We start from the raw sequence: 24,992 nt of genomic DNA, 5'->3' as shown, positions 1-24,992 counted from the left end.
ATTTTTCAAGGATTTTTGTGTCCTAACCAATTCATCCGTTACTGATATGATGTGCCCTGTGAGATGACGAGGAGTGTTTTATGGTCAGTGCTTCGCAAACGCTTCAGGTTCAAAAGAATAGAGTTCAGACAGAATACATTTGTCGCCAAGCTTTAAATTTGTTTGATTCATCAGCATTAGAGCGATTAGCCACTCAGTCAGAAGTTGGTCGCCATTTACGAACTTCCACAGTGCTGGAACAATTGGAGGCTGCCAAAAATCCAACCGCAATCGCCGTTTATCTATGTGAAGATGACTATCCCGGCTGGATTTCAGTCAAAGATCTGGCGTATTTAGAGGAAGCGGCTCAACCCTATCAGCCGATATTCCTATCTGCAACCGAGATTCAAGCGAGAATGACCGCCGCGATCGCCTTTACTCATGCGGCAAAAAATCAGCCCAATTCTTATCTTTGGGGCGGCACCGTAGCCCCAAACTACGACTGCTCTGGTTTGATCCAAGCCGCCTTTGCATCCGTCGGCGTGTGGCTACCCAGAGATGCTTACCAGCAAGAAGCGTTTACTCAAGCGATCGCGATTTCAGAGTTGCAGCCCGGCGATCTAATTTTTTTTGGCACTCCCCAAAAAGCGACCCACGTTGGACTTTCCCTCGGCAACAATCACTATATTCACAGTTCCGGCAAAGATCAGGGGCACAATGGCATCGCGATCGATGTCTTATCGGATCAAGGCAGCCGCGTCAGTCAAACCTACTACGCCCAGTTGCGGGGAGCCGGACGGATTTTTACCAGCTACCAGCCAACTCAAACCCTATAGAATCAGATTGCATCATTCACCATTTCTTCCTATCGCCTCTTGCCTCTAATAGAATCAGATCGCATCTTCTCACCATCCTTGAACCCTACCTTTTCCCTTCCGCATGACATCCTTCACCGTTGAAAGCAGCAAACTGTGGGCATCTTCCCTACAACCTCAAGTCTCCGTCGTTGTGCCGATTCACAATGAATATGAAAATTTGCCTCGTTTATTGGAGGCAATTTCTGCCACGCTGATTGCTGCCAACATCCACTACGAAATTTTGTGTGTCGATGATGGCTCAACGGATGGGTCTGGCGATCTGCTGAAGCAAATTGCTAGCGATCGCGCCGATCTCCGCAGTGTGATCTTGCGGCGGAACTATGGGCAAACCGCCGCCATGGCAGCCGGATTTAGCTATGCCAAAGGGCAAATCATCGTAACCATGGATGGTGATATGCAAAATGATCCAGCAGATATTCCCATCCTGCTCGACAAGTTAAATGAAGGCTATGACCTGGTGAGCGGTTGGCGCAAAAATCGCCAGGATGCCACGATCACCCGATTAATTCCGTCCCAGATTGCCAACTGGCTGATTGCCCAAGTGACCGGGGTGAAGGTTCATGACTATGGTTGCTCACTCAAAGCCTATCGTGCGGAACTGATCGCCGATATGAACCTGTATGGTGAGTTGCACCGCTTTTTGCCTGCTCTCGCGTTTATTGAAGGAGCGCGCATTGCCGAAATGCCCGTGCGCCATCATCCCCGACAGTTTGGCAAAAGCAAATATGGACTCGATCGCACCATTCGCGTCGTCATGGATCTGATGACCGTCTTCTTTATGCGTAAGTTTTTGACACGCCCCATGCATGTATTCGGCTCCATGGGAGTGTTGTCCATCTTTCTAGGAACCGTGATTGGGCTATATCTCACCTCCCTCAAACTCAGCTTTGGGGAAAGCATTAACCGTCCCCTGCTCATCTTAGTCGTCGTCTTGATTTTGACCGGAGTGCAATTATTCAGCTTTGGACTGTTGGCAGAACTACTGATGCGAACCTATCACGAATCGCAAGGGCGACCGATTTATCGGGTGCGGGAAGTGATTGAACCAAGACAGGCAAATGACGAGTGACAAAGGGCGAATGTCGAGTGGCAAGTGGCAAGTGGCAAGTGGCAAGTGGCAAAGGATAAATGTCGAATGATGAGTGTCGAATATCGAATGAGACATGAGTTCTACAATTCGCAATTCGCAATTCGTCATTCTCTTAGTCTTCTGGCAAAATCCACTTTGGTGGCTCCATCATTTTTTTCATGCGGGCTACCTCGGCAATTTCCAGCATTTTATCGAGCGGCGTGTCCTTCACAAAACTCACGGCTTTCGATTTGTATTCCATGTTGGGGCACTTGTCGCCCAATACACAGCCGTTAATACAGGCTTCGGCACAGTTAATTGCGGTGTTCTCCATCTCAAAACTCGGCTTATTAAAAATTGAGTGTTCAGCTGCCATTTTACCGCGCTCGTTTTCAACTTTTGCGTGGGGTTCTTTTGCGTGGGGTTAGATCGCAAAACGCTTACTACTCTCACTGAATCACTACAGCGTTTTCGTTTGTTGCTGCTGCTTACTCATTCAATTACCCACTATTATCGTTGGTATATTTACAGTATCTTTAGATAGAAATGAGCTAAAGAAAATTTGTCATGAATAGGTGGCTTTCTGGCGCTATCGGAATTTGGTTAGTAGCGACGATACCATCTGAGGAAAATGCTCAACCCTGCCTACTTTTCAGCGATCGCATTCAGCCTAATACGCAGGGAAACGTAATCATTGTCGGACGAACAAAGCAGAACCCCCATATCGTGGTAGTGCCTGCTACGAGTTCCACCACTTTAGATGCGGTGCGGCAATGCGTTCCAGCCGCCTTTCTAACCAACTCTCGCCGAGGAAACTACATTCACGCAGGCGCATTTGCTGACTATAACCGGGCTGCAAGCGTGTCTGCCATGCTGCGATCTCGCGGTTTAGATGCCAGAGTCGTCTACTTTCCATAAGGATTCTTATGATAGTTCGTCAATGGGTGCAGCGCCTCAAAAGCTCAAACTCTAAAGCTCGCCGATTGTATTATGCAATTTATTATCAATGGCTTCCGATCGCCGCTCCGCTGGCAATCATTATCCTGACTGGGGTTGGCATGGAACTTCGAGAACAACGTGAAAAGCTACGGCTGATGGATTTGTTTTCTAAGTATGTTGGCATTCATACGGGCATGGTGATTGCAGGCAGCATGGGCGGTGCCCGCCGCATGAACTACTCCGTTTTGGAAGATGTGATCAATATTGCCGCTCGGCTAGAAGCGCTGAATAAAGATGTGGTGACAGACAATCTTTATCGCCTGTTGATTACAGAGGAAACCCTGTCTTGCTTAGGCGATCGCTATACCGTTAAACCCGCAGGCACAATTCAGTTACGAGGACGAAAACAACCTACTACTTTTTTCACAATTATGGGAGAAAAAATAAAGGCGAGATCGTAGGAAAAACTTTCGGTCAAGTTTTGGAGATAACTAGGGAATGATTGATGTAGTCAAAAACAGTTCAACCACCGCATTCGCATCTATTCGCTGATGAAGATTCAATTAAAACTTCCTTATGTATTACTAAGCATTGGCTTGGGAGTCGGTCTTACTAGCCTGCTCAATCGCCCTTCTGCCAATGCTTTACAAGTTAAGGTCGATCGCTGGTTGGCAATCCGCCAAACCTCCGGCAGCGCATGGTATCAAACCAAGCAACAGGCTGTTCTGCCTGCAAAAACAGGGATGCGGCTGCAAGCGGTGGGCGATCGCATTAAAACGGGCGATCGCTCCACTATGGTACTAGAAGTAGACACAGGTGTAGGCTTCGTTCATGTGGCTGAAAAAACAAATCTCATCATTCAAAAAATGCAGAGAACTAGCAGCGGTGGGCAAATTACCCAACTACAAGTTGCCAGCGGTCAGGTACGCCTGCAAGTCCGCCCCTTCACCAACCCATCTTCTCGTCTAGAAATTCAAACCCCAGGAGGCATCAGCGGTGTTCGCGGCACCGAGTTTGGCATTAGTGTGCAACCCAACGGCAAAACAGGAGTTGCCACCCTCAAAGGCGGCGTTGCCACTGCTGCCCAAGGAAAAAGTGTTTTAGTCAAAGGTGGCTTTCAAAGCCTCGTGATTCCAGGGGAAGCGCCATCGCCTGCAACGCCACTCAAAGACGACCCTCGTTTAGATATTCGCCAGCTAAGTTCCCTGGGAAACCAGCGGGTACGCATTGTAGGTCAAGTTGACTCAGTTAACCTGCTTGCGATCGCTAACCTTCCTCAAGGGACTGATCGACAAGGAAATTTTGATATCACGATTCCCTTGCCGGGTCAAAATCAACGCATTACTGCACTGGTGACGACTCCCCTAGGAAAGCAGCAAATCTATGAACTTTCGCTCCCCTAATTCAGCCGCCGCACCACAAGTTCAGTTAAAGACTGCATTACCAGCCTTAACTGACCCACTCATTCCGCTGCTAAAACGGTTAATCCCTGGTAGCCTTGCGGCTGTCGCCATGACAGCTTCACTTCAACTGGAAGTTTGGCAACCGCTGGAACGAGCAGCCTATGGCGCATTGTTTCGGTTACGCGGCTCGACGGGCTGGGATAGTCGAGTCGTCGTCGTAGATATTAATGATGCCAGTTTAAGTAAACTTGGTCGCTTTCCGTTACCTCGTCGGCACTACGCTACTCTGTTGAATCAACTGACTCAAGCAGAGCCAAATATCGTGGTGATGGATCTGATATTTTCTGAGCAAAGCCCTGACGATGCCCAATTTATTGCGGCAATGAAGCGTCACGGCAGTGTGGTTTTAGCGCAAGCCTGGGACCGCGAGGGCAGACCTTGGATTCCACTTTCTAGCCTGAAACAGGTCGCGATCGCCACAGGCAACATCTTAAAAATTGAAGATACCGATGGCATTGTCCGCACCATTCAATCTCAAGTTCAGACAGTACCAGCGTTAGGAATTGCCGCCATCCAAAGCTATGGCATGATCTGGCACCCCATCCTACTTCCTGCACCTGATCAACCGCTGTGGATCAACTGGTCAGGGGCTACCCAGCAGATTCCTCGCTATTCGTTTACAGATGTAATTACCGGGCGAGTGCCTGCTCAAACCTTTAAAGATAAAGTGGTAGTCGTAGGAGTCAGTGCGCTGGGAGTTGATTCACTGATTACCCCGTTTCATCGAAATCCTCCCACTAGCGGTGTTTACCTACACGCTACTGTGATCAATAACTTGCTTCAACAAAACTTTTTACGACTGCCCGATCGCCGATGGCTAGCGCTATTCATGCTGATAGGAGGGATTGGGTTTAGTGTTACCCTAACTGGGCGAAAACCAATTCATCAACTTGTCCTGTGGCTGGGAATGTGTTTAAGCTGGGCGATCGCCTGTGTCCTTGCGTTTCAGATCGGCGTCTGGCTTCCGGTAGCATCTCCAATTGTGTTCTTGAGTTTTACTACGATCGCAGTGATTTTAAGGGATCGCCAGACTTTAGAAACCAAAAATCAGGCATTGCAAACGCTGGCAACAGTGGATGGATTGACGCAAATTGCTAATCGTCGTCATTTTGATGAATACCTGAATGGCGAATGGAAACGACTGGCACGGGAACAGTTGCCTCTGTCGGTGATTTTGTGTGACGTAGATTTTTTCAAAAGATACAATGATGCCTACGGTCATCCGGCAGGAGATCGCTGCTTACAGCAAGTTGCCCAGGCGCTCCGTCAAGCGGTTCAACGTCCTGCCGATTTAGTGGCTCGTTACGGCGGTGAAGAATTTGCGGTAATTTTACCCAACACGAGAGTGGCTGGAGCCGTGGAAGTAGCAGAAGAAATCAAGCTTCACCTCAAAGCAATGGAAATCGTCCATGAAACCTCTGAAGCCAGTGCTTATGTGACCTTGAGCTTGGGTATTTCTACCACGATTCCAATCCCTGACTTAACTCCGGCAATCCTAGTCGCCACTGCCGATCTAGCGCTTTATGATGCAAAAAAACAGGGACGCGATCGCTATTACGTGCGGGTGTTTTAATAAGTTTTGAGTTTTGTTCGCGTTCGCGCAGCGTGTGCCTTGCACTCAGCGTCTCCGTTGCTTTTGCTTCCCGCAGGGTAGGAGATATTTTGAGTTTTGAATCGTAGAAACTTTGCCCAGTAATGGTCTTAACCTAAGATCTATTACTCCTTTATTTAAATTGGCATGGGTACGAGGTAAATAGAGTTGAAGTTTAGTCGCAACTTTCCTGAAATGAAACAGTGGTGAGTGTGAATAGTAAGCAGAGTTTGCTGCCATTTCACCATGCTTGATTCGCTGATCCTTGCTTCTACTCAGCTTCCTGACAAAACCAATCGCCTTGTTCCAAAAAATGAACTCCGTACCGTCCGCAGTCAAGCAGTGCAAGCTGAAAAGCAGCGGTTGAATCAACTCTTGCTCAAGCTCAGATTGTCAGGTCGCCCCGAGATGATAAATTCCACCGAGTTTTCTCCAGCGTCAAATGTCCCCAAGTCAGGTAGCCAGCTTTATTCTCAGCGGGTTGCCGCAGCTAGCACAGGTCATCTTTACACTCGCCTGCCAACCAACAGCTTTCAATCGGTTTGGAGCAATGCCACCCAACAACCTACTTATGAGCAGTGGCGCACTCTAATGAAACGGGAAGCTGCGATCGCTGCCAAAGCAACGACTCAACGCACTAGCGTATTGTTGGGCGACTCTTTGAGCCTTTGGTTTCCGAGCGATCGCCTGCCCCAACCGCAAACTTGGCTCAACCAATCGATCTCAGGGGACACTACCAATGGCATTCTTCGCCGCCTGTCTGATTTTGCAGCAACCCGTCCCCGCGTCATTTATCTAATGGCAGGGATTAATGACTTGAAGCAGGGAGCCACCACCAACGAAATTTTGTGGAATATGCGCCAAATTATTACCCGCCTTCAGCAAACTCAGCCCCAAGCGAACTTGATCGTCCAGTCAGTGCTGCCGACCCGGTCTGTGATTGCATCAAGTGATCGCATTGCCCACCTGAATCATCAACTTAAGGCGCTTGCCACCCGCAACGGTGCCTATTTTCTCGATCTTTCTTCCCAAATGGCAGATACCGCTGGCAACTTGCGCCCAGATCTCACGACCGACGGTTTGCACCTCAACGCCCAAGGATATGCAGTCTGGCAAGCAATTTTGTTGAAAACCGAGGTCGCGATCGCAACTCGGTAAAGACACGCTACGATGCTTTCATTGCGTTTTCGCGTCAAGATTTTATGAACACGCTATCACTTCAAGTAAGTTGGGCAATCGCGATCGGCTTTTTATTCAGTCCATTATCTATCCAAGCAGAACCAGCCACCAAACCTGCTAACACTTTGGCACAACAGGCAAAAGAAGTTGCGACGCTGCTAATAGGCAAAATGGACACCTCCGCCCAAGCGATCGCCAATTCCAAAGCGCCCAACGTACAAATGACCACCTGCCGGATTGGATTGTTTACCAACGCCGAACCGCAGTCTATTTTTTTATATCAAGAGCAGGCAATGTCCACGTCTCTTGATAAACCATACCGTCAGCGATTTTTGCAAATTTCGCCTAGTCCACTCAGCCAAAGCGTGCGATCGCGATCCTTCAAGCCAACCGATCCAACGCGCTGGTCGGGATTTTGCAATGTCACGCCCAGCCTAGAGCGAACCGTCAACCTAAGCGATTTAGGCACTCCTATTTGCAACGTCTTCCTAAAACAGGTTGGCACTGGCTACCTAGGTAACACTCCCCCTGATGGCTGCCCCGCCAACATTCGCGGAGCCATTCGTATCACCAATCACATTGAGCTTTCTCTTGCTGGCATGAACACCTGGGATCGCGGCTTCGATGCCCAAGGCAAACAAGTCTGGGGAGCGAAAACTGAATCCTACCAATTTCGTCGAAAAGAGGTGAGAGATAAGTTTTGAGTTTTGAGTTTTGAGTTTTGAATTCGCCCCTCGCCCCTTACCACTCATAACTCGTAATTCGTAATTCGTAATTCGCTTTGCCTGTTAGCTTGCGTAGTATCTAGGGTATTTTGAATTAGACGGGCACAGGGCATAATGGCGATAAAACTGCAATTTGCCATGATGTACAAGGTTGGGGTATCGCATGGCTGAGGAAATCGATCGCAAGCTGAAATTGATGGTCGTTGATGACGAACCAGATAACTTGGCGCTGCTATACCGGACTTTTCGGCGAGATTTTGAAGTTGTTAAGGCAGAAAGCGCGATCGCGGCGCTGAAAATTTTAGATGAGCAGGGCGAGATGGCAATCATCATCTCCGACCAACGAATGCCGGAAATGCTGGGAACTGAGTTTCTGAGTAAAACCGTCGATCGCTATCCCGATACGATTCGGATTGTGCTAACCGGCTACACCGATGTGGAAGATTTGGTGGAAGCGATTAATGCAGGCAAGGTGTTTAAGTACATCACCAAGCCATGGGTTCCCGATCAACTTAAGGTCGTGATTCAGCAAGCAGGCGAAACCTATCGCATTGTCAAACAGCGCACCAATGAACTGAGGCGCGCCCTGCGGCGAGAGTCGTTATTCAACGCTGTCACCACTGCCATTCGAGAATCGCTCGATTATGACAGTATGCTGCAAACGATCGCCGCGACTTTAGGGCAAACCTTTAATGCCAGTGAATGTATTCTGCAACCTGTCGAGGGCGATCGCCTGACGACTGAGGTTTTTTATCACTCCGCGATCGAGATCGAACATAGTAGCCCCGTCCCACACTCCCTATCTGTCGATGATCCCCAAATTCAAAATGTCCTAAGTACTCGCCAAATTCAAACCGATCACACCCCTAACCCGCATCGATTAATTGTTCCCATCACCTATCAGCAAGATTTTCTCGCTGTTTTTGCCATATATCGGACAGGAGATGCCGCGCCCTGGTCTAGCGAAGACATTGCTCTCATTCAAGAAGTTGCAGAACAGGCTGCTCTCGCCATTTCTCAAGCAAAGCTTTACCTGCAAACTCAAACGCAAGCCGAGCAAATGCGCGCAGAGTTGGAAGTTGCCCGTCAAATTCAGGGCAATTTATTACGACAAACGTTGCCAGAATTGAAGGGCATGAAAGTTCAAGCGTGTTGCTATCCAGCGCGAGAAGTGGGCGGAGACTTTTTTGAAGTCTATGCTCATCCTCAAGGCAACGTGTGGCTAGCTGTGGGAGATGTGTCTGGAAAAGGCGTTCCGGCTGCCCTATTTATGGCTAGTGCAATTTCCGTCTTGCGCCGAGAACTTTCGCAAGAAATGCCGCCAGAGCCTCATATCGTCATGCAAAACTTAAATCGCAGCCTGTCTGAAGATTTAGTCAGCACCAACTGTTTTATCACTATGGTTCTAGCCTGCTACACCCCGTCTACTCACACGCTAATTTATGCCAATGCAGGGCACATTTACCCCATGGTTTGGTCTAGGGAAACAGTTTCAGCCCATCTCGCCCAAGGACAACCCTTGACGATTGAACCGAATTATCTAAAAGTGCGGGGGGTGCCCCTTGGCATCTTGCCCCATTGGAAGGCTGCATCTGGCAGCACGGCGCTCAATGCAGGTGAGGTTCTATTGCTGACCAGCGATGGGATTACTGAAGCAACGATCCACAATGCAGAACCTGCGAATGGCAGTAATCAAGCCAATGCTATGCTGCAACAAACTGGGCTATGGCAATTATTGATTCAAGAGCCATTATCCTTGGATTTGAATGACTTGCTTGCCCAGATTCGATCGCACAATGATATACAAGAAGACGACCAAACTATTCTCTCTTTGGAGGTTCTGTAGCGAATGAGAACTGAACTTCACATCCCCAGCGACCTACAGTTTTTGAGCATCGTCGAAAACTGGCTGTTGGGCAGTTTAGAGGTTGAGCTAGGCGACCATGTAGATTGGCCCCGACAATCCAATCGGCTCCGCTTAGTGTTGGTAGAAGCCTATTCTAATGTGGTGCGCCATGCTCACAAAGATCAGCCCAATCTACCTGTTTTAATTCGTTTGGAGCTACAGGATCGCGATATCGCCCTAGAAATTTGGGATCACGGACAAGGGTTTGACCTGTCTACTTATCTGCCACCCACTCCAGAAGCGAAACAGGAAAGCGGTTATGGTTGGCTGATTTTAAATCGACTGATGGATCGGGTGGAATATCGGTTGCAGGTGAATGGCAAGAACTGTTTGAAGTTAGAAGCAAGCATTCCCGAAGCAAATCCCGCGATCGTGGAAAAGGTTGAAGCCGCACCGACTTTTACAGGCAAAGAAGGATAGATGAAAGGCGAGGGACGAGGGGCGAGAGGGGAAGACGAATATAAACAACTCAAAACTTAAAACTCCCTTCCCATCATCTTTAAATATCTCCAGTGTTAACCTCCCTTTAAAGAGGTGAGTGCTGTAAACTGCGGTAGCTGTTATCTAGTTAAAAGAGTTTTAGGGGCGTTTAGTATCTGCCTCCACTTTGTTATAGCTTTATGCTTGCTACTCTATTAGTGGAGTAATCAAGATATTTAAACGCTACTGCTAGAGTTTTACCTTATGTTAAAGTGACTGTCTATCAAACCATAACTCTCCAAGCTACTCGCTCTCCAGACTACAAGCCAGCAAAAATGATTTGAGGAACTATTTGACAGGTTTTCTTTAATAGAGTTTGCTAATTCTCTCTGCCGTCCGCGAAAACATGAGGTCAGTTGTGGAAGCAACGACAATTGAAAATTTTTGGACAGAAGCCCTAGACCGCCTTCAGCTTTTGCTGAGTCGCCCTACGTTTGAGGCATGGATTAAAACGGCGATCGTAGAAGAGTTGACAGAGGAGCGCCTCATTCTGCGAACGCCCAATCCCTTTGCCCGGAAGTGGTTGCAAAAGTATTACATTAAAACGTTGACAGAAGTCGTTCAGGAAATTTTGGAGCGACCGATCGAAATTCAAATGACGGTTGCCTGTGATGATGAGGGCAATCCAGTAGATTCTGATTTTTTTTGGGCGCTGCCGATGGAACCTAATCTTGCCGATCTGACTAGCCCGCTGGAGGTTCCAACTGTGACCGTTTCACCTGAGCCAACCGATCGCCCTCGATCTAGCGACCTAAATTCAAAATATGTTTTTTCTCGGTTGGTCGTTGGGTCGAATAACCGGATGGCTCATGCGGCATCGCTGGCAGTGGCAGAATCGCCCGGTCGAGAGTTTAACCCTTTGTTTTTGTGTGGTGGCGTTGGATTGGGTAAAACCCATTTGATGCAGGCGATCGGGCATTGTCGTCTAGAAATTTGCCGCAACTCACGGGTGTTCTATGTCTCCACCGAGCAATTTACAAACGACCTGATCACTGCCATTCGACGCGACAGTATGCAAAGCTTCCGGGAACACTATCGAGCGGCAGACGTGCTGCTCGTGGATGACATCCAATTCATTGAAGGAAAGGAATATACCCAAGAAGAGTTTTTTCATACCTTTAACACCTTGCATGAGGCAGGGAAACAGGTTGTGTTGGCATCCGATCGCCCCCCCAATCAGATTCCTCGGCTACAAGAGCGGCTTTGCTCCCGGTTTTCCATGGGCTTGATTGCCGACATTCAATCGCCCGACTTGGAAACCCGCATGGCGATTCTGCAAAAAAAAGCCGAGTATGAAAATATGCGGCTGCCGCGCGATGTGATTGAATATATCGCCTCCAGCTACACCTCCAACATTCGAGAGCTAGAAGGCGCACTCATTCGGGCAGTTGCCTACATTTCGATCTCCGGTCTGCCCATGACCGTCGCCAATATTTCGCCCGTGCTGAATCCACCCGTGGAGCAAGTGGAAGCATCTCCTTCAGAAGTGCTGACCATCATTGCCGAGAACTTCAATGTGCCCATCGAGGAGTTGAAAGGTCATTCTCGCCGACGGGAGGTGAGTACAGCGCGACAGATTGGTATGTATCTGATGCGCCACCACACGGGGCTTAGTCTGCCTAAAATTGGGGAAGTGTTTGGCGGCAAAGACCACACAACCGTCATGTATAGCTGCGATAAGATTGCCCAACTCAAGGAAGCTGATACTTCAGTGGCACAAACCCTGCGTCAGTTGAGCGATCGCATTAACCAAGCAAGTCAATCCCGCAACAAACCCTAAAATATTTCTGCTCAAATAATCTGCCTAATCCAATAGTCTGCAATCGTCCTGATTCAGACTATTTTGTGCTGTGGATTATTCTGCTGATTGATCAGGTTGACTTATCAGCAAAGATTTGGAGTTTTCCCCAGAAAATCAAACTTATGTGTTTAAATAATTGAGGTTCTCCAAATCAAATCGAATTAGCTCAGTAAATTTTTACGTTTAAAGAATGTAAACATCTGTAAAGTGGGCGATCGCCTGTGGAAAAACCCCCTATTTTCTGTGGATAACTCTGGGGAAAATCGGTTTATAACGATCTAGCGATCGTGGAAAGACTCACTAAGTATAAATACTCTGTGGAAATACCCCATTTTTTTCCACAAGTTATCCACAGGCGAAAACGGGGGTGATCCCTAACACACGTTGATCTGACGATCTTTTCCACAGTTTCCACAGCCCCTACTACTACTGTTTAAATAAGTTTTTCTTAAGTCCGGATTGATCTTAGCAACGCCAAAATATCTCAAAACAGGCTCAGGTGGATCGTTTCGAGCAACAGTGGTAGGATCTCCAGACAACGACTTCAGAGCGTCCTCAAATGAAACTGGTCTGCACCCAAAACAGCCTTAGCACAAGCCTTTCTCTCGTTAGCCGCGCTGTTTCCACCCGCCCCACGCATCCAGTTTTAGCCAACGTGCTGCTTGTTGCCAACGCAGAAACCCAGCAAGTTAGCCTCAGTGCTTTTGATCTAAGCCTCGGCATTCAAACCACTTTTGCCGCTACTGTTGAAGCCGAAGGAAAATTAACCCTGCCTGCCAAACTGCTTACCGACATTGTGTCTCGCTTGCCCGAAGGAGATATCACCCTGGAAAGCGGCTCGGATGACGACGCTAGTTTTCTCACCACGCTGACCTGTTCTTCTGGTCGCTATCAGGTGCGGGGCATGAGTGCCGAAGAATTTCCGGAACTGCCCACCGTCACCGATGGCGAAAGCTTGCACCTCCCTTCCGAAGCAATGCTAGACGGCTTGAGAGGCGCACTGTTTGCGGCTAGCGCCGATGAAACGAAGCAGGTTCTCACCGGGGTTCACCTGACGTTGGCGGCGGAAGAACTGGAGTTTGCCGCTACCGACGGACATCGCTTATCGGTCGTGCAAACGACGAATGTGGATGATGAAGGCAACCGAGCCAAAAATAGCACGTCTGACGATGCCGAAGCCTTGGATGTGACGATTCCAGCAAAGGCACTGCAAGAGCTTGCCAAGATGCTGGAGCGGCAAACAGGTAGTTCGGTGGCGGTGAAGCTCGATCGTAATCAAGTAATTTTTGAATGGGTGGATCAGCGCCTCACCAGCCGATTACTGGAAGGACAATATCCCAACTATCGCCAACTGATTCCCCGTCAGTTTACCCACCAAGTTACTGTCGATCGCCGCCTATTCCTCAGTTCTTTGGAGCGAATTGCAGTCTTAGCAGACCAGAAAAACAACATCGTTAAGCTGAATGTGGATACGGCTAATCAGGCAATGTCGCTGTCGGTGGATGCGCCGGATGTGGGCAGCGGTGAAGAAACTATCCCGGCTCAAATCACTGGGGAAGATATGGCGATCGCCTTCAACGTCAAATACCTGCTCGATGGCTTAAAAGCCCTTAACACGACTGACATCCAGCTTCAGTTCAACACGCCCACCAGCCCCGCCATCCTGACTCCCCTCGGCGGCTTGAAGATGACCTACCTCGTCATGCCTGTCCAGGTTCGTAGTTGAATCAAATTAGAGTAACTAAACGTAAATGAGTAGTGTAAATGAAGGGTGCTTTAACTTGCTATCAGTGGATCAAGGATTGGACGACATTCATCAAAGCAGTCGAAAGAGTCATTGCCTTGAAACCAACAGACTGAAATATAACGGTCATTTAGTAAATATTCCTTTAGCCAGGGAATGCTAGTGGGTGGACTTTGCAGCACAATGGCAAGAATACAATCTTCATGGATTTGCTCATTCTTGCGATGTAAGTAACGGTATTCATAAAGCTGGCTTACTGCCTTTCTAACCTGCTCTCCTAGAATTGAATCGTCACTACTTTTCATCTCAAAAATGAAGGTTAATTGATGAGAATTTTGTGGATTGAAATAGGCTAAATTAGCATCCTCCAAATAAGTTCCTCGATTTGGTATTCCATTCGGATAAAGCTGAGCCGTATTATCAATATCTACTCCTAAATCAATGAGTTCCGTTTCCCATGAGGTAAAACCTGATGCCTCGATTCGAGTTCGCATTTTTTCTACTAAAAGTTCATGCCATGCATTACGCCGTTCCATCAGAACTTTAGTGTTTTCAGGATTTGCTCGTTGAGGTTGCCTTTGTAAAAATGTCTTTGAAGATGGCTTATTGGAGGGATTCCGTTTTGCCAGTCGTGAGATCGGCTGTGGTTGCGATTGGAATGTTCTCGTTAACGGTTCTGTTGTGACTGCAATCAAAACTTCTCCTGCTATTGCTTGAACCTCAATTGATGTCAGTGTTTTACAAGCATCAAAATACTCTGACCATTTTCCCTCTTCTAAAACCTCGTATACTTCTTCAATGTCAATACAGTGATTAAAGCCCTCAAAGAAATATTCCAGTGATTTGATGGCTTCTATTTGCCTATTTCTTTGAGCATTCAGTTCAGGATTTCTATAGGGATATAAGCTGAGGTTGTTGTTATGGTCTACTATCAAAAGCCCGGTTGCCTCTAAAAAAGGGAACCTTCTTTCACCCTGAATTATGGGTAACGCACCGTTGTAAAAATCATTTAAAGCTTCTCTAATATCGCGTATTGATGGAGATGGATTGCTTTTGAGAGACGGAGCATTTGCTAAGGTATAAACTTCTTCTGGCGTAACTCGAATGGAATCTTGCAATTCATTCAAGTGTTTAGCCTTAGCTTCAAATATTTTTAGAATCAGACGGAGTGGACAAATTTTATAATTTTGATGAATTATAGCAAGTGTTTTTGCTTGACTTTGATGTTCGAGAAAGGCTCCTGCTTGTTTGTACTGCTGCCCTCTTCCATCCGGACGTTGATAGAGAGCAAGTTGTAAACGGCAGAACGCTTCTACATTAGGTTCTGCTCCGGTTAAATAATGTCTCGCTGTTTCGGTAAGACGACATATCCATAAATCTTGCTCTCGAACGATATGCCCGACTCCTAGAATTGACATGTATATCGAATAAATGTCCCGAAAAGGCGATCGAGCAGTCGTTGGAGAAAGAAATTTTAAGGCTGTATCAAACTGCTGGCGATTAAAAGGTTGACCATCAAAAGTTTCAAAAACCTGTGCAAGTTTGACTAATTTTCTCTTCCAATTCTCTAAATCGGATGCGTGAATCTTATGGCTGAATAAATCATTTAGCATTTGTGCGTTAGAACCCTACGGTCAGAAACTTGAGAGCGTGAGCTTTCCTAGTTCTCCCTACATAGATTCTTGAGTATCAATTGCGAGCCTTGCAAGGTTAGGTCTATCTGGAAAGGTAGTCTAATCCCAAATAATGAGTCGCATCCTCATAGGTTAAAGAAATTGGGTCATCAAATATGTATTTTCGGATATGGGCAGCGATTAGAGCAGCAAATAAAGGAGGCACTGCATTACCCACTTGGCGAATTGGGTGTCTACTGGTGCCGCTAAATCCCCAAAAGTCAGGGAATGTTTGCATTCTTGCAGATTCTCTTGGTGTGACTTCACGCGGCTGTGAAGGATGGACATGACCTTTTCCGCCGCCTTTATTTGACCCGACAATAATGGTGTAGCTGGGGCGATTAGGGGCAAGCCTATTAATCCGTGTTTTAGGATCACGCTCACCGAAAGCCAAGGAATTGTAACGATTTTGAATGTCTAGACCATGTACTCGTCCTACATGATTAGGGAGAATCGTCTCACCGGGTTCTCCAAGCCCTTCTAACACTTCGCCCACGGTTCGATAGGGTTTCTGAAAAGTATTGATTAAATCAGGTAATCCATGAGTGGTCTGCATCGGAGGGACGCTTTTACCCGATAAACTTCCAATGATGAAGATGCGTTTTCTAAATTGAGGAACTCCAAAGTCTGCTAGTTCGTATGTATGCAATGAGATAGTGTACCGTCCCCCAAAGCTTAGTCTTTCACACAATTCATTTAGCACTGACGATTGATTGTAAGACTTTAATCCTTCAACGTTTTCCAAAACAAAGCATTCAGGTTCTAAGTCGTTCACAGTTTGCACAAAATCCCAAAGAAGAGTTCCGCGCTCATCTTCGAGTCCCTTTCGCTTGCCGAAAACTGAGTAAGCTTGGCAGGGAGGACCTCCATGCAGTAAGCCCAACTTACCCTTCTTAACGTTCGCTAGGTTTAATATCCTGGCTGGGGTAACTTTTCTAATGTCATCACAAATGATGAAGGCTTCTCTTAAAAAGGAGTGAAGTCCTGTCCTCAACCCAAAACTTTTGTTGAGGTCTAAGGTCAAACAAGAATACTCATCGATCTCAACACAGCATTGAGTCGAAAATCCTGCGACTTCAAATCCCAGATCGATGCCTCCGGCGCCTGTGAAAAGGCTAATAGTAGGGATAGGTTCAAAGGGTGATGTAGGCAGCGGCTTACCTTGACCCATTAGGTTGATAAGATCAGGTAAATAAACAGCGCGATCGCTTCTACAATCACGATGAGTGCGTAGCTGAGCAGGTTGTTTGCCTGAAGGTTTGCTGTCAGTTCTACAGTTTCCGTTTGTACTTGTGTCTAGCCTAATAAAGTTTTCCTTCGATTCATGTAAAAACTCTGTTTCAATCTGTTCACAATAAAGTTTGACCATTGGAGTTAAATGAATTCACACACTACCGCTAGAGGAGGAAGCTTTAGAAAGAGAATTATAAACCTACTGATAGTTCTAAAGACTCATGATAAGAATAGACTTCTTTAGAATATCTATCGACTATAGAATATCTATCGACTATCGTAATAGTTTCATACTACAGTGCATCTGTTCTTTTTCAGAATATGAAAGGTTAGCCTGTAAAGTGGTCGTCTTTCCTGAACTTTTTAACTGCTGCGATTAAACTGGATCGCAGTGAGACGGACACAGTAGCAAATACCCGCCTGCCCCTTGAACTAAGCTCGTTTGAGCAGCGTTTTCTGTATCCAGCAGAATTGAGGCAAGACAAAGGGGCGATCGCCCTCCTCCAAATTCCTACTCACGTCCACAGATACTTGAGCCGCAATAGCTAGGATTTTGCAGGGCGGCGGGGGCGTTTCCAAACTTTACGTTCGGCTTTTTCGCGTTCGTAGGCAATCAGCTTGCCGTAATAGTCATGCTCACTCAAATCCATCGATAGGAAGACATGTTTGCGAATATTGCCAAAGCCTTTACGGGTAAAAAAGTTGACGGCTGGAATATTTTCTGGGTCAGTGTCCATCATCATGAACCGGGCACCATCATCAATCATTCGTTCAACGAGCCTATCCACCAAGGTGTCAGCAATCCCGCGCCGCTGAAAGGTAGGATTCACACCCAGCCAAAGGATATAACCATAGGCTAAAGAGGCTTTGGTAATAATGGTGCCAAGAATGAATCCTGCAAGTTGGTCTTCAATTTCGGCAACGAGACAATATTCTGGGTCAGTATTGTATAACCCAATCACTTCCCATTGATCCCAAGTGCGGTAGATATAAGGATAGAGGTCGCTGGTAAACAGAGTGTCGCCTAGGTGATAGACCGAGGCAATATCATCAATATCCATATCTCGCACCATGCCTGGTAGCGGCTCATAGTCTTTCAGTTTATCGGTCATGAAATTGGGAATGTTATTACTCATGGAGATTTATATCTAAGAGTTTCATACTTTTAAAGAGGAACTTCTTGAATCTCCAAAATTTCAGGGAGTGTCAGTGGGTTAGATGGCTCAGCGCGGGATTGGTCGGGCTGGTCGAAATCGCTGCTGAAACAGTGTGGAAAAAAGTGACAGCGATCGCATTCTCGGTTGGGAGGCAGACTTTCTCCAGCAGCATAGTGATTCAGCCACTCGGTCAACTGCTGTAAAAGCTGCGTTAAGTCTTGGTGAGTGCGATCGTGCTGGGTGCGATCGTAGGAAAAACTGAGGCTTTGGGGGGTAGAAGACTCTTGATCTGCTTGAAAAAACCAGTACGCCATCGAGACTTGTTCTGGTTCATAGGGGCTGGTTTCTACCAAACCGTAGAGATAGAGTCGGGTTTGCCAATTGTCTGCTAGATAATGGGCGTTTTGAGGACGGGGATAGGTCTTCCAGTCCAAAATTTTGGCATGGCGATCGCCCGATAACAGCAAGTCATAGCGCATTGTTAGCAGATATCCCTGAAGTTCTAAGGTGCGCTCGTGTTCTGCTTGCTGAATTGGGTCGGAATCGTTACCCGGAAGCGTTAAAATTTCAGGCGAGGCGGCTTCAAAAGCAGTAAACCATTGATTAAGCTGCGGATCGGCTTGGGTCAGGGGGGCGATCGGTAAGCCAAGCTGCCATTGCTGCAATAACAAATGAAACTGTGCGCCTTGGGTTTGGCGTTCTTGTTGCTCGATTGAGTTAGGAGAACTCAGTTGGTCGAGAAAAGTATACTGGAATTTGCGCGGACAGACAGTCAACAGGTTCAAATGTCCCTGAGATAGCCGAATGGCAGCAGATAGAGGTTGCGGGAAGGTCGCGGAAATCATTTTGTCAGCACAAATACACTGCCTTCATTGCCCCGTCCAACGCGCAAATTCTCATCTAAATAGGTGATATCTAGCCAGCCGCTTTGGTCGCGATTAATCGTGAAATCGATCGCGGCAAACTTTTGACCCGACTCCATCTGTTGAATAAATGCGCTGGGCGACTGATAGCCGATGAGTCGCTGCAACCCCAGCACCGATCGCTCAAAATTCACATTTACCCGGCGCTCAGACACGGGTTCAAATCGGGCTGCCACGCTAACAATGCCCTCCGCCCAAGGCACTCCCGCAACTTCCGCAATGTTATACAGCTTTGCGTCTTTGACCCGAATGCATTGATAAACCTGACCTAGCTTAATCAACGGAAATTGATCAATGCCTAAAATACCGCGACTAGTGGTGTATAGTAACCGCCAATCCCCATCTAACAGGTCGGCAGCTTCCACAGGACGAAGCGTTGGGTTGCGGTCTTCCAATTGGGCAATAGTTGCCAGAATCTCTTGTTTTTGAGCTTCAGTTGCCAATAAACCGCGATTAGTGCCCGCGATCGTGTTTAAAAGTTCAGATTTACCAAGCATCTTGTAGAATTCCCGTAATGAGAACAATAACCTTGTGGAATACTGTATGGATAGGACAAAATCTTGCAATTTCATCGAAGAGTGATAAACTCTTTGTGTCTTTTTCGCATTAAACATCAGTCTCAAGCGAAATCGGGTCAATTGGCTTGCTAGATTCAGTGTTCCTTAGTCTTCAGTATACTGACAGCGATTTTTTAGAACAAACGAGCGTATGATTTACAATCCTTCTCTGCATGAAGAACCTCGGAGTCAACGGGCACGGGTTTTACCTCAACGACAATCTTCTTCAATTTTGGGTTGGCTCGAAGCCAGCGGTCGCCTACTAGCTCGTGAAAGCACTGACTTTGATTATGGGGACAACGAAGAGGAAATTAATGCATTGATGGCAGGCGATGACAATACGAATGATTTTGATGATGATGACGACGAAGAACTGGAATTGGATGATTAACCCTTGAATTTCAATTCAAGTCATCCTTAGATTCAGAAATCTTTGAATCGGTGTGAGTTTTTGATCCTAAAAGCAGCTACTTATAAAGCTTTTAGTCCTGTCAAACGGTACATAGTGTGTGGTGTGGAGTGAAACGCTTGTGGATGCCAAAGTCTTTTATAGACCCCTTTTTCGACTATCGGGAACGCTATTGTTAGGGACGCTAACAGCCAGTTTGAGTATAGCGGCGTTGTATTTAGATTGGGTGGCAGGGCGATCGCCCTTTCAAATTCAGTCCTTAACCTTGCCATTATGGATTTGCGCTTTGGCAACCGCAGCCCTGGGATTTTCAGCCGTGCCAATGCTCCAGGCAATCAAAGCCGGACAAAGCATCCGTGAAGATGGACCTCAGTCTCACCTGAAGAAAGCCGGAACTCCAACGATGGGCGGCATCTTTTTTATTCCAGTGGCGTTGTTGGCAGCCCTTGCCTGGTCAGAGTTTTCACCTACTGTGGTCGCTGTGGTGGCGCTGACGCTTTCCTATGCCTTCATCGGCTGGCTAGATGATTGGCAAATCATTCGACACCAATCCAACAAGGGAATTTCTCCCCGGCTGAAGCTAGCCCTGCAAATTGGCTTTGGTGGGGCATTTTGTTTGTGGGTCGTCCTGACTCAACCTGCTAGTGTTGCGACTTTGATTCTACCTTTTGGCAATTTGCTACCGTTGGGGTTACTCATGGTTCCGCTCGGTTGGTTTGCCCTCGTTGCAGAAAGTAACGCAACAAATTTGACCGATGGTCTGGATGGTCTAGCCGCAGGAACCGTGGCGATCGCTGCTTTAGCATTGGGCGCGCTGGTGTCTGCTACTCCCGACTTAATGATGTTTTGCGCTTGCCTCGGTGGGGCTTGTTTAGGATTTTTAGCCCACAACCGTAACCCGGCGCATGTCTTCATGGGTGATACAGGGTCGTTGGCGTTGGGTGGCGCTTTGGCAGCCGTGGCGATTCTGAGCGGAAATTTGCTAGCGCTGTTCATTTTGGGTGGCTTGTTTCTCGTAGAAACTCTGTCGGTGATCGCCCAGGTAAGTTACTTTAAAGCAACCAAAGGATCGGATGGGGTTGGCAAACGCTTGTTCAAAATGTCGCCATATCATAACCATTTGGAGCTTTCAGGTTGGGCGGAAACGAACATTGTGGGCATCTTTTATCTGATCGGCGGCTTGCTAGCCTGTTTAACATTGACAATTTTTTGATGGTTTTAAGAGGAAATAAGCTGGCGAAAAGGAGAATCGGCGATCGCGCTCCTTTTTCGTTTAAAACATTCATCTCCTCTAAATTCTGAGATTAAAATCTGCTATTATTGTTTCTCGACAGTTGGAGAGATGGCTGAGTGGTCGAAAGCGGCAGATTGCTAATCTGTTGTACGAATCGTAAGACCGTACCGAGGGTTCGAATCCCTCTCTCTCCGTTTATTGACTGCATGTTGGTTAGCTGAATTTAGGGTAATGAAGGGCGATCTTTAATAGGTTGCCTTTCCTGTTTTTACCCTATACGCAGGAATATTCAACCACTTTTAGTCTTTTTGATAATTTTTAGAAAAAATCATCCATTTCTCGATATTCTGAATGGACGTGGAATCCTGAGAAATTTGGCACTGCAATGAGTAAATTGGCATCAACACATCGCTTCAATCTTCGCAAAGCCTGGATCGCAACAATAATCTTGGCTGCTGGCATGATCATGGCTGCCTGCCAAGAGCAAAGCACCCCTCCCTCTGGCTCCCAAACTAGCTCGACCACGGCGCAATCTCCAGCAGCCGGAGCCTTAAAAATTGGATCTCTGCTCCCTGCCACAGGAGATTTATCTTCCGTAGGTCAACCTATGTTGGCAGCGGTTCCTCTCCTTGTAGACAAGGTGAATCAGTGTGGCGGTGTGAATGGAGCCGCGATCGCCCTGGTGCCTAACACCGATGATCAAACCGACCCTACCGCTGGCGCAGATGGCATGACGAAGCTAGCGGAAGTCGATAAAGTGGCTGGTGTCGTAGGTTCTTTTGCCAGTGGGGTCTCTTCTGCTGCCGCACCGATCGCAGTTCGCAACAAGGTCATGCTAATCTCTCCGGGCAGCACTAGCCCCATATTTACCGAGCGTGCTAAGAAAGGCGACTTTCAAGGATTTTGGGCGCGCACCGCACCACCCGACACCTACCAAGCCCAAGCACTCGCAAAATTAGCGTTTGACAAAGGGGTTAAAAAAGTTGCCACAGTCGTGATCAACAATGATTATGGCGTGGGTTTTGAGAAAGAATTTGTGCTGGCATTCAAAAAACTAGGCGGCACTATTACGAACGAAGCCAAGCCCACCCGTTACGATCCTAAAGCCACCACTTTTGAAACGGAAGTGCAGGCAACCTTTGGCAGCAAACCGGAAGCAGTCGCCGCGATCGCCTACGCTGAAACGGGCGCTCTGCTGCTTAAAACCGCTTACGAGCAAGGTTTAAGCAAAGACGTACAAATTTTGCTGACCGACGGGTCGAAATCAGAACAGTTTCCAGAGCAAGTTGGCAAAACCAGCGATGGTAAATTTATTTTGACTGGAGCTTTGGGCACTGTGCCCGGTGCTGATGGCAAAGCCTTAGAGCAGTTCGTCACGCTGTGGCAAGCAAAATTCAACAAGCCTCCCGTGGAATATGCTGCCCAAGCTTGGGATGCAGCAGCACTACTCGCACTTTCTGCTCAAGCTGCTAAAACAAACACTGGTGAAGGCATTAAAAGTAAGCTGCGTGAGGTTGCTAATGCGCCGGGGGTAGAGGTGTCTGATGTCTGCGAAGGTTTGAAACTGCTGAAGGAAGGCAAGGATATTAACTATCAAGGGGCTAGCGGCAACGTGGATGTAGACGAAAATGGCGATGTCGTTGGCGTATACGATGTGTGGCGGGTGGAAGCCGATGGCACACTCAAAACCATAGGCAAAGTGAAGCCTCAGTAATCGGGTGCGGGTAGACCTTAGGCGATTTCCAAGAAAAAATATTCCCTTATGCTTGGGGCAGGTTTCGTCAAAGTCCTTGCTATCAGCCGATAATTCTTTGCTAAACCTGCCCGTACAGGTATTTTGTTTTCTAGAAATTCTTTATACAGACAGCGATCGCATTGCCTCAGCTACTTGACTGGAGACAAAGGGAAGAATCGCTTCATTACCGCTGTGTTCTTTGCCCTCTGTAAATACCACGAGTAAGTAAGGAGTGCAGTCGGGTAGTTCAATATAAGCGGCATCATGACGAACGCGGCTCATCAATCCTGCCTTGGAATAAATGCCAGCGTTGAGCGGCAATCCAGCCCCTAAAAATCCTGTTACCTGATTCTCTGGGTCTGCCAGCAGATCGTCGGGGTGCAGCGATCGCCGGAGTAAGGTCAACATCGCCTGCGATCGCGCCGCAGATACTGCTACGCCGCCCACAATACTGTGGAGCAATCGGGCTGTGGCGATCGTGGTGAGCAGGTTGCGGTTTTCCATGATCTCGCCATAAAAAGCGCGTTCCCGCCCATAGGGTCCATCGCACCAGGTTTTTTGGCAGACATTGATGGTGTTTAATTCTTCCCAGCCAAAAGATTGAAAGTAGCGATTGATTAAATGGCGCTGCTGCTGCCATGCGTTAAAGGGTCCTGGAGTTAGCTCTGGTCCGCTGGTGGTTCCTGTCAACACGTCTACAATCAAGCCAGTGGCATCATTGCTGGAATCGACAATCATGTCGCGAATGGCGCGATCGAGTTCGGCTGAAGGCTGAGTCATCCCCCGCTCTAGCCATTCGTGGATCGCCACTAGATAAAATAACTTAACCACGCTGGCTGGATAAATTGTCTCCACACCGCGATAGCTGTAGCCACGGGGTGAATATTTCCAAAACTCTTCTGGGGTGAGTGCGCCTCCAGTATTGATTGGGGCAGGCAGGTCATACACCAGCCAGGTCAGCGCAATTTGGTTTTGCGCCAGTGTTGGAAATGCTTCCCAGGTTGTTTCTAGGATGCGATCGCTAATTTCTTCTAAATGTTCATCCTTATGAAAAAACATGCCCATAACTCATCGCATCAACTTCATTTTCTAGGATTGATGCGTTATGGCTAGTGCCTAACACATCCTATTGTTGCTTACCGATTGCAACTTTAAAATCCCATAGCGATCGCGACAGCTTCGATATCTGGCTCAATGCATTGTTTTAAAGGATTATTGCTGTGAGCGATCGCGGCATCGGGATCTTTCAACCCGTTACCGGTCAGTACACAGACCACTGTAGCGCCCGTGGGCACCTGGTCTTTTACCTTCAGCAATCCTGCAACAGAGGCAGCGCTGGCGGGTTCACAGAAAATGCCTTCTTGGGATGCCAGCAGGCGGTAAGCAGCAAGAATTTCCTCATCGGTGACGGCATTGAAAGCGCCTTGGCTAGCATCCCGAACGGCGATCGCTTTTTTCCAATTTGCTGGGTTGCCAATTCGGATTGCAGTTGCCAAGGTTTCTGGATTTTCCACAGGCTGCCCAGAAATCAGCGGTGCGGCTCCGGCAGCTTGGAAGCCCATCATGCGAGGAAGTTGGGTGCAGCGATCGGCTTGATGATATTGACAAAAACCCATCCAGTAGGCAGAGATATTACCCGCGTTGCCTACTGGAATACAGAGCCAATCCGGTGCATCGCCTAACACATCCACAATTTCAAAGGCAGCCGTCTTTTGTCCTTCTAACCGATAGGGATTGACCGAGTTCACCAGCGTCACGGGATACTGTTCAGACATCTCTCGAACAATTTTCAACGCTTGGTCAAAGTTTCCCTTAATCGATAGAACTTCAGCCCCATAAATCAGCGCTTGACTCAGCTTACCCAATGCCACGTATCCGTCAGGGATCACCACAAAAGCTCGGATTCCTGCCCGACGAGCGTAAGCTGCCGCTGCCGCAGACGTGTTACCAGTACTAGCGCAAATCACCGCTTTTGCTCCGGCTTCTTTTGCCTTCGAGATTGCCATGGTCATTCCCCGGTCTTTGAAGCTACCCGTGGGGTTTAAGCCATCATATTTTACCCACACCTGCACTTGCCGACCAATTTCGGCAGCGATCGCGGGGGCAGGAATCAAGGGCGTATTGCCTTCTCGCAAGGTGACTACTGGGGTTTGCTCAGTCACAGGCAAAAAGGGACGATACATTTCAATCAGTCCGCGCCATCCTCCGGGCTGAGTGGCGGTGTGAGATTCGGTAGAAGGGTAGGAACCAACAGAAAAACTCAAAGTCACTGAAGTAATGCGGCGATCGCGGTAAAGGAATGACAAACTAAATATAG

General features: G+C 47.6%; 23 protein-coding genes and 1 tRNA gene. 16 read left to right on the top strand and 8 right to left on the bottom strand.

The window, feature by feature from the left end:
• The first annotated feature begins 80 nt into the window (after positions 1-80).
• Both AB3R30_RS12125 and AB3R30_RS12120 read left to right on the top strand, forming a co-directional pair.
• On the top strand, positions 81-815 hold the full coding sequence (locus tag AB3R30_RS12125; protein WP_458649446.1) for a C40 family peptidase: 735 nt from the start codon (positions 81-83) through the stop codon (positions 813-815).
• Positions 816-918: 103 nt separating this feature from the next.
• The gene (locus AB3R30_RS12120; protein ID WP_458649445.1) at positions 919-1,926 is read left to right on the top strand and encodes a glycosyltransferase family 2 protein; all 1,008 of its coding nucleotides are present in this window, start codon (positions 919-921) and stop codon (positions 1,924-1,926) included.
• 133 nt (positions 1,927-2,059) lie between these two features.
• On the opposite strand, the gene AB3R30_RS12115 is transcribed toward AB3R30_RS12120, so the two are convergent.
• Positions 2,060-2,302, bottom strand: a complete 243-nt coding sequence (locus tag AB3R30_RS12115) for a hypothetical protein (protein ID WP_458649444.1) — start codon at positions 2,300-2,302, stop codon at positions 2,060-2,062.
• A gap of 191 nt (positions 2,303-2,493) precedes the next feature.
• Between AB3R30_RS12115 and AB3R30_RS12110 the strand changes: the two genes are divergently transcribed.
• The 10 genes from AB3R30_RS12110 to dnaN all read left to right on the top strand — a co-directional run bounded on the left by AB3R30_RS12110 (position 2,494) and on the right by dnaN (position 13,736).
• Positions 2,494-2,844 carry a hypothetical protein gene (locus tag AB3R30_RS12110; protein ID WP_458649443.1) on the top strand — a complete coding sequence of 117 codons (351 nt, stop codon included), beginning with the start codon at positions 2,494-2,496 and terminating at the stop codon, positions 2,842-2,844.
• A gap of 8 nt (positions 2,845-2,852) precedes the next feature.
• The gene (locus AB3R30_RS12105; RefSeq protein ID WP_458649442.1) at positions 2,853-3,326 is read left to right on the top strand and encodes an adenylate/guanylate cyclase domain-containing protein; all 474 of its coding nucleotides are present in this window, start codon (positions 2,853-2,855) and stop codon (positions 3,324-3,326) included.
• 90 nt (positions 3,327-3,416) lie between these two features.
• Positions 3,417-4,268, top strand: coding sequence for a FecR family protein (locus AB3R30_RS12100; protein WP_458649441.1), 852 nt, complete (start codon positions 3,417-3,419; stop codon positions 4,266-4,268).
• Positions 4,249-5,901 (top strand): CHASE2 domain-containing protein, encoded by a 1,653-nt coding sequence (locus AB3R30_RS12095; RefSeq protein ID WP_458649440.1) that lies wholly within the window; start codon positions 4,249-4,251, stop codon positions 5,899-5,901. Before AB3R30_RS12100 ends, AB3R30_RS12095 begins: the two co-directional genes overlap by 20 nt.
• A gap of 264 nt (positions 5,902-6,165) precedes the next feature.
• Positions 6,166-7,077, top strand: coding sequence for a GDSL-type esterase/lipase family protein (locus AB3R30_RS12090; protein WP_458649439.1), 912 nt, complete (start codon positions 6,166-6,168; stop codon positions 7,075-7,077).
• Between the two features lie 44 nt (positions 7,078-7,121).
• Entirely contained in the window at positions 7,122-7,802 is a 681-nt protein-coding gene (locus AB3R30_RS12085; RefSeq protein ID WP_458649438.1) for a chromophore lyase CpcT/CpeT, read from the top strand.
• A gap of 184 nt (positions 7,803-7,986) precedes the next feature.
• The gene (locus AB3R30_RS12080) at positions 7,987-9,669 is read left to right on the top strand and encodes a SpoIIE family protein phosphatase (RefSeq protein ID WP_458649437.1); all 1,683 of its coding nucleotides are present in this window, start codon (positions 7,987-7,989) and stop codon (positions 9,667-9,669) included.
• Positions 9,670-9,672: 3 nt separating this feature from the next.
• Positions 9,673-10,149, top strand: a complete 477-nt coding sequence (locus AB3R30_RS12075) for an ATP-binding protein (RefSeq protein ID WP_458649436.1) — start codon at positions 9,673-9,675, stop codon at positions 10,147-10,149.
• A 418-nt stretch (positions 10,150-10,567) separates the two neighbouring features.
• Positions 10,568-11,989, top strand: coding sequence for a chromosomal replication initiator protein DnaA (gene dnaA, locus AB3R30_RS12070; protein WP_458649435.1), 1,422 nt, complete (start codon positions 10,568-10,570; stop codon positions 11,987-11,989).
• 580 nt (positions 11,990-12,569) lie between these two features.
• Positions 12,570-13,736: a DNA polymerase III subunit beta gene (gene dnaN / locus AB3R30_RS12065; protein WP_458649434.1), complete on the top strand. Its 1,167-nt coding sequence runs from the start codon at positions 12,570-12,572 to the stop codon at positions 13,734-13,736.
• A 50-nt stretch (positions 13,737-13,786) separates the two neighbouring features.
• On the opposite strand, the gene AB3R30_RS12060 is transcribed toward dnaN, so the two are convergent.
• The 5 genes from AB3R30_RS12060 to AB3R30_RS12040 all read right to left on the bottom strand — a co-directional run bounded on the left by AB3R30_RS12060 (position 13,787) and on the right by AB3R30_RS12040 (position 19,237).
• Positions 13,787-15,367, bottom strand: coding sequence for a hypothetical protein (locus AB3R30_RS12060; protein ID WP_458649433.1), 1,581 nt, complete (start codon positions 15,365-15,367; stop codon positions 13,787-13,789).
• Positions 15,368-15,470: 103 nt separating this feature from the next.
• A complete protein-coding gene (locus AB3R30_RS12055) occupies positions 15,471-16,796 on the bottom strand; it encodes a DNA cytosine methyltransferase (RefSeq protein WP_458649432.1) in 1,326 nt (441 codons plus the stop codon).
• 409 nt (positions 16,797-17,205) lie between these two features.
• The gene (locus AB3R30_RS12050) at positions 17,206-17,796 is read right to left on the bottom strand and encodes a GNAT family N-acetyltransferase (protein WP_458649431.1); all 591 of its coding nucleotides are present in this window, start codon (positions 17,794-17,796) and stop codon (positions 17,206-17,208) included.
• A gap of 29 nt (positions 17,797-17,825) precedes the next feature.
• Positions 17,826-18,662, bottom strand: coding sequence for a PD-(D/E)XK nuclease family protein (locus AB3R30_RS12045; RefSeq protein ID WP_458649430.1), 837 nt, complete (start codon positions 18,660-18,662; stop codon positions 17,826-17,828).
• Positions 18,659-19,237 carry a PAP/fibrillin family protein gene (locus AB3R30_RS12040; RefSeq protein ID WP_458649429.1) on the bottom strand — a complete coding sequence of 193 codons (579 nt, stop codon included), beginning with the start codon at positions 19,235-19,237 and terminating at the stop codon, positions 18,659-18,661. Before AB3R30_RS12040 ends, AB3R30_RS12045 begins: the two co-directional genes overlap by 4 nt.
• A gap of 211 nt (positions 19,238-19,448) precedes the next feature.
• Here AB3R30_RS12040 and AB3R30_RS12035 point away from each other — a divergent pair, with 211 nt between their 5' ends.
• From AB3R30_RS12035 to AB3R30_RS12020, 4 genes are all read left to right on the top strand, one after another.
• A complete protein-coding gene (locus tag AB3R30_RS12035) occupies positions 19,449-19,688 on the top strand; it encodes a DUF3134 domain-containing protein (protein WP_458649428.1) in 240 nt (79 codons plus the stop codon).
• A gap of 118 nt (positions 19,689-19,806) precedes the next feature.
• Positions 19,807-20,919: a phospho-N-acetylmuramoyl-pentapeptide-transferase gene (gene mraY, locus AB3R30_RS12030; RefSeq protein WP_458649427.1), complete on the top strand. Its 1,113-nt coding sequence runs from the start codon at positions 19,807-19,809 to the stop codon at positions 20,917-20,919.
• 123 nt (positions 20,920-21,042) lie between these two features.
• Positions 21,043-21,134, top strand: a tRNA-Ser gene (locus AB3R30_RS12025).
• A gap of 191 nt (positions 21,135-21,325) precedes the next feature.
• Positions 21,326-22,654: an ABC transporter substrate-binding protein gene (locus AB3R30_RS12020; protein WP_458649426.1), complete on the top strand. Its 1,329-nt coding sequence runs from the start codon at positions 21,326-21,328 to the stop codon at positions 22,652-22,654.
• A gap of 141 nt (positions 22,655-22,795) precedes the next feature.
• Here AB3R30_RS12020 and AB3R30_RS12015 read toward each other — a convergent pair whose 3' ends face one another.
• Entirely contained in the window at positions 22,796-23,734 is a 939-nt protein-coding gene (locus AB3R30_RS12015) for a serine hydrolase (RefSeq protein ID WP_458649425.1), read from the bottom strand.
• A 92-nt stretch (positions 23,735-23,826) separates the two neighbouring features.
• The gene (gene thrC, locus AB3R30_RS12010; RefSeq protein WP_458649424.1) at positions 23,827-24,981 is read right to left on the bottom strand and encodes a threonine synthase; all 1,155 of its coding nucleotides are present in this window, start codon (positions 24,979-24,981) and stop codon (positions 23,827-23,829) included.
• Positions 24,982-24,992 lie beyond the last annotated feature (11 nt).

The sequence above is a fragment of the Sivoneniella epilithica UHCC 1019 genome (assembly GCF_040830845.1).
GTDB lineage: Bacteria > Cyanobacteriota > Cyanobacteriia > Leptolyngbyales > Leptolyngbyaceae > ULC077BIN1.
This window is presented reverse-complemented; position numbering and strand designations above follow the sequence as displayed.

What these genes read in the sequence shown, in the direction of transcription:
- AB3R30_RS12105 (WP_458649442.1), top strand. Translation starts at nt 2,853, where the DNA reads ATGATAGTTCGTCAATGGGTGCAGCGCCTCAAAAGCTCAAACTCTAAA.
- AB3R30_RS12035 (WP_458649428.1), top strand. Translation starts at nt 19,449, where the DNA reads ATGATTTACAATCCTTCTCTGCATGAAGAACCTCGGAGTCAACGGGCA.
- AB3R30_RS12115 (WP_458649444.1), bottom strand. Translation starts at nt 2,302, where the DNA reads ATGGCAGCTGAACACTCAATTTTTAATAAGCCGAGTTTTGAGATGGAG.
- AB3R30_RS12085 (WP_458649438.1), top strand. Translation starts at nt 7,122, where the DNA reads ATGAACACGCTATCACTTCAAGTAAGTTGGGCAATCGCGATCGGCTTT.
- AB3R30_RS12120 (WP_458649445.1), top strand. Translation starts at nt 919, where the DNA reads ATGACATCCTTCACCGTTGAAAGCAGCAAACTGTGGGCATCTTCCCTA.
- AB3R30_RS12050 (WP_458649431.1), bottom strand. Translation starts at nt 17,796, where the DNA reads ATGAGTAATAACATTCCCAATTTCATGACCGATAAACTGAAAGACTAT.
- AB3R30_RS12090 (WP_458649439.1), top strand. Translation starts at nt 6,166, where the DNA reads ATGCTTGATTCGCTGATCCTTGCTTCTACTCAGCTTCCTGACAAAACC.
- AB3R30_RS12095 (WP_458649440.1), top strand. Translation starts at nt 4,249, where the DNA reads ATGAACTTTCGCTCCCCTAATTCAGCCGCCGCACCACAAGTTCAGTTA.
- AB3R30_RS12080 (WP_458649437.1), top strand. Translation starts at nt 7,987, where the DNA reads ATGGCTGAGGAAATCGATCGCAAGCTGAAATTGATGGTCGTTGATGAC.
- AB3R30_RS12060 (WP_458649433.1), bottom strand. Translation starts at nt 15,367, where the DNA reads ATGCTAAATGATTTATTCAGCCATAAGATTCACGCATCCGATTTAGAG.
- AB3R30_RS12125 (WP_458649446.1), top strand. Translation starts at nt 81, where the DNA reads ATGGTCAGTGCTTCGCAAACGCTTCAGGTTCAAAAGAATAGAGTTCAG.
- AB3R30_RS12110 (WP_458649443.1), top strand. Translation starts at nt 2,494, where the DNA reads ATGAATAGGTGGCTTTCTGGCGCTATCGGAATTTGGTTAGTAGCGACG.
- AB3R30_RS12075 (WP_458649436.1), top strand. Translation starts at nt 9,673, where the DNA reads ATGAGAACTGAACTTCACATCCCCAGCGACCTACAGTTTTTGAGCATC.
- AB3R30_RS12040 (WP_458649429.1), bottom strand. Translation starts at nt 19,237, where the DNA reads ATGCTTGGTAAATCTGAACTTTTAAACACGATCGCGGGCACTAATCGC.
- AB3R30_RS12015 (WP_458649425.1), bottom strand. Translation starts at nt 23,734, where the DNA reads ATGTTTTTTCATAAGGATGAACATTTAGAAGAAATTAGCGATCGCATC.
- AB3R30_RS12020 (WP_458649426.1), top strand. Translation starts at nt 21,326, where the DNA reads ATGAGTAAATTGGCATCAACACATCGCTTCAATCTTCGCAAAGCCTGG.
- AB3R30_RS12055 (WP_458649432.1), bottom strand. Translation starts at nt 16,796, where the DNA reads ATGGTCAAACTTTATTGTGAACAGATTGAAACAGAGTTTTTACATGAA.
- AB3R30_RS12100 (WP_458649441.1), top strand. Translation starts at nt 3,417, where the DNA reads ATGAAGATTCAATTAAAACTTCCTTATGTATTACTAAGCATTGGCTTG.
- dnaN (WP_458649434.1), top strand. Translation starts at nt 12,570, where the DNA reads ATGAAACTGGTCTGCACCCAAAACAGCCTTAGCACAAGCCTTTCTCTC.
- AB3R30_RS12045 (WP_458649430.1), bottom strand. Translation starts at nt 18,662, where the DNA reads ATGATTTCCGCGACCTTCCCGCAACCTCTATCTGCTGCCATTCGGCTA.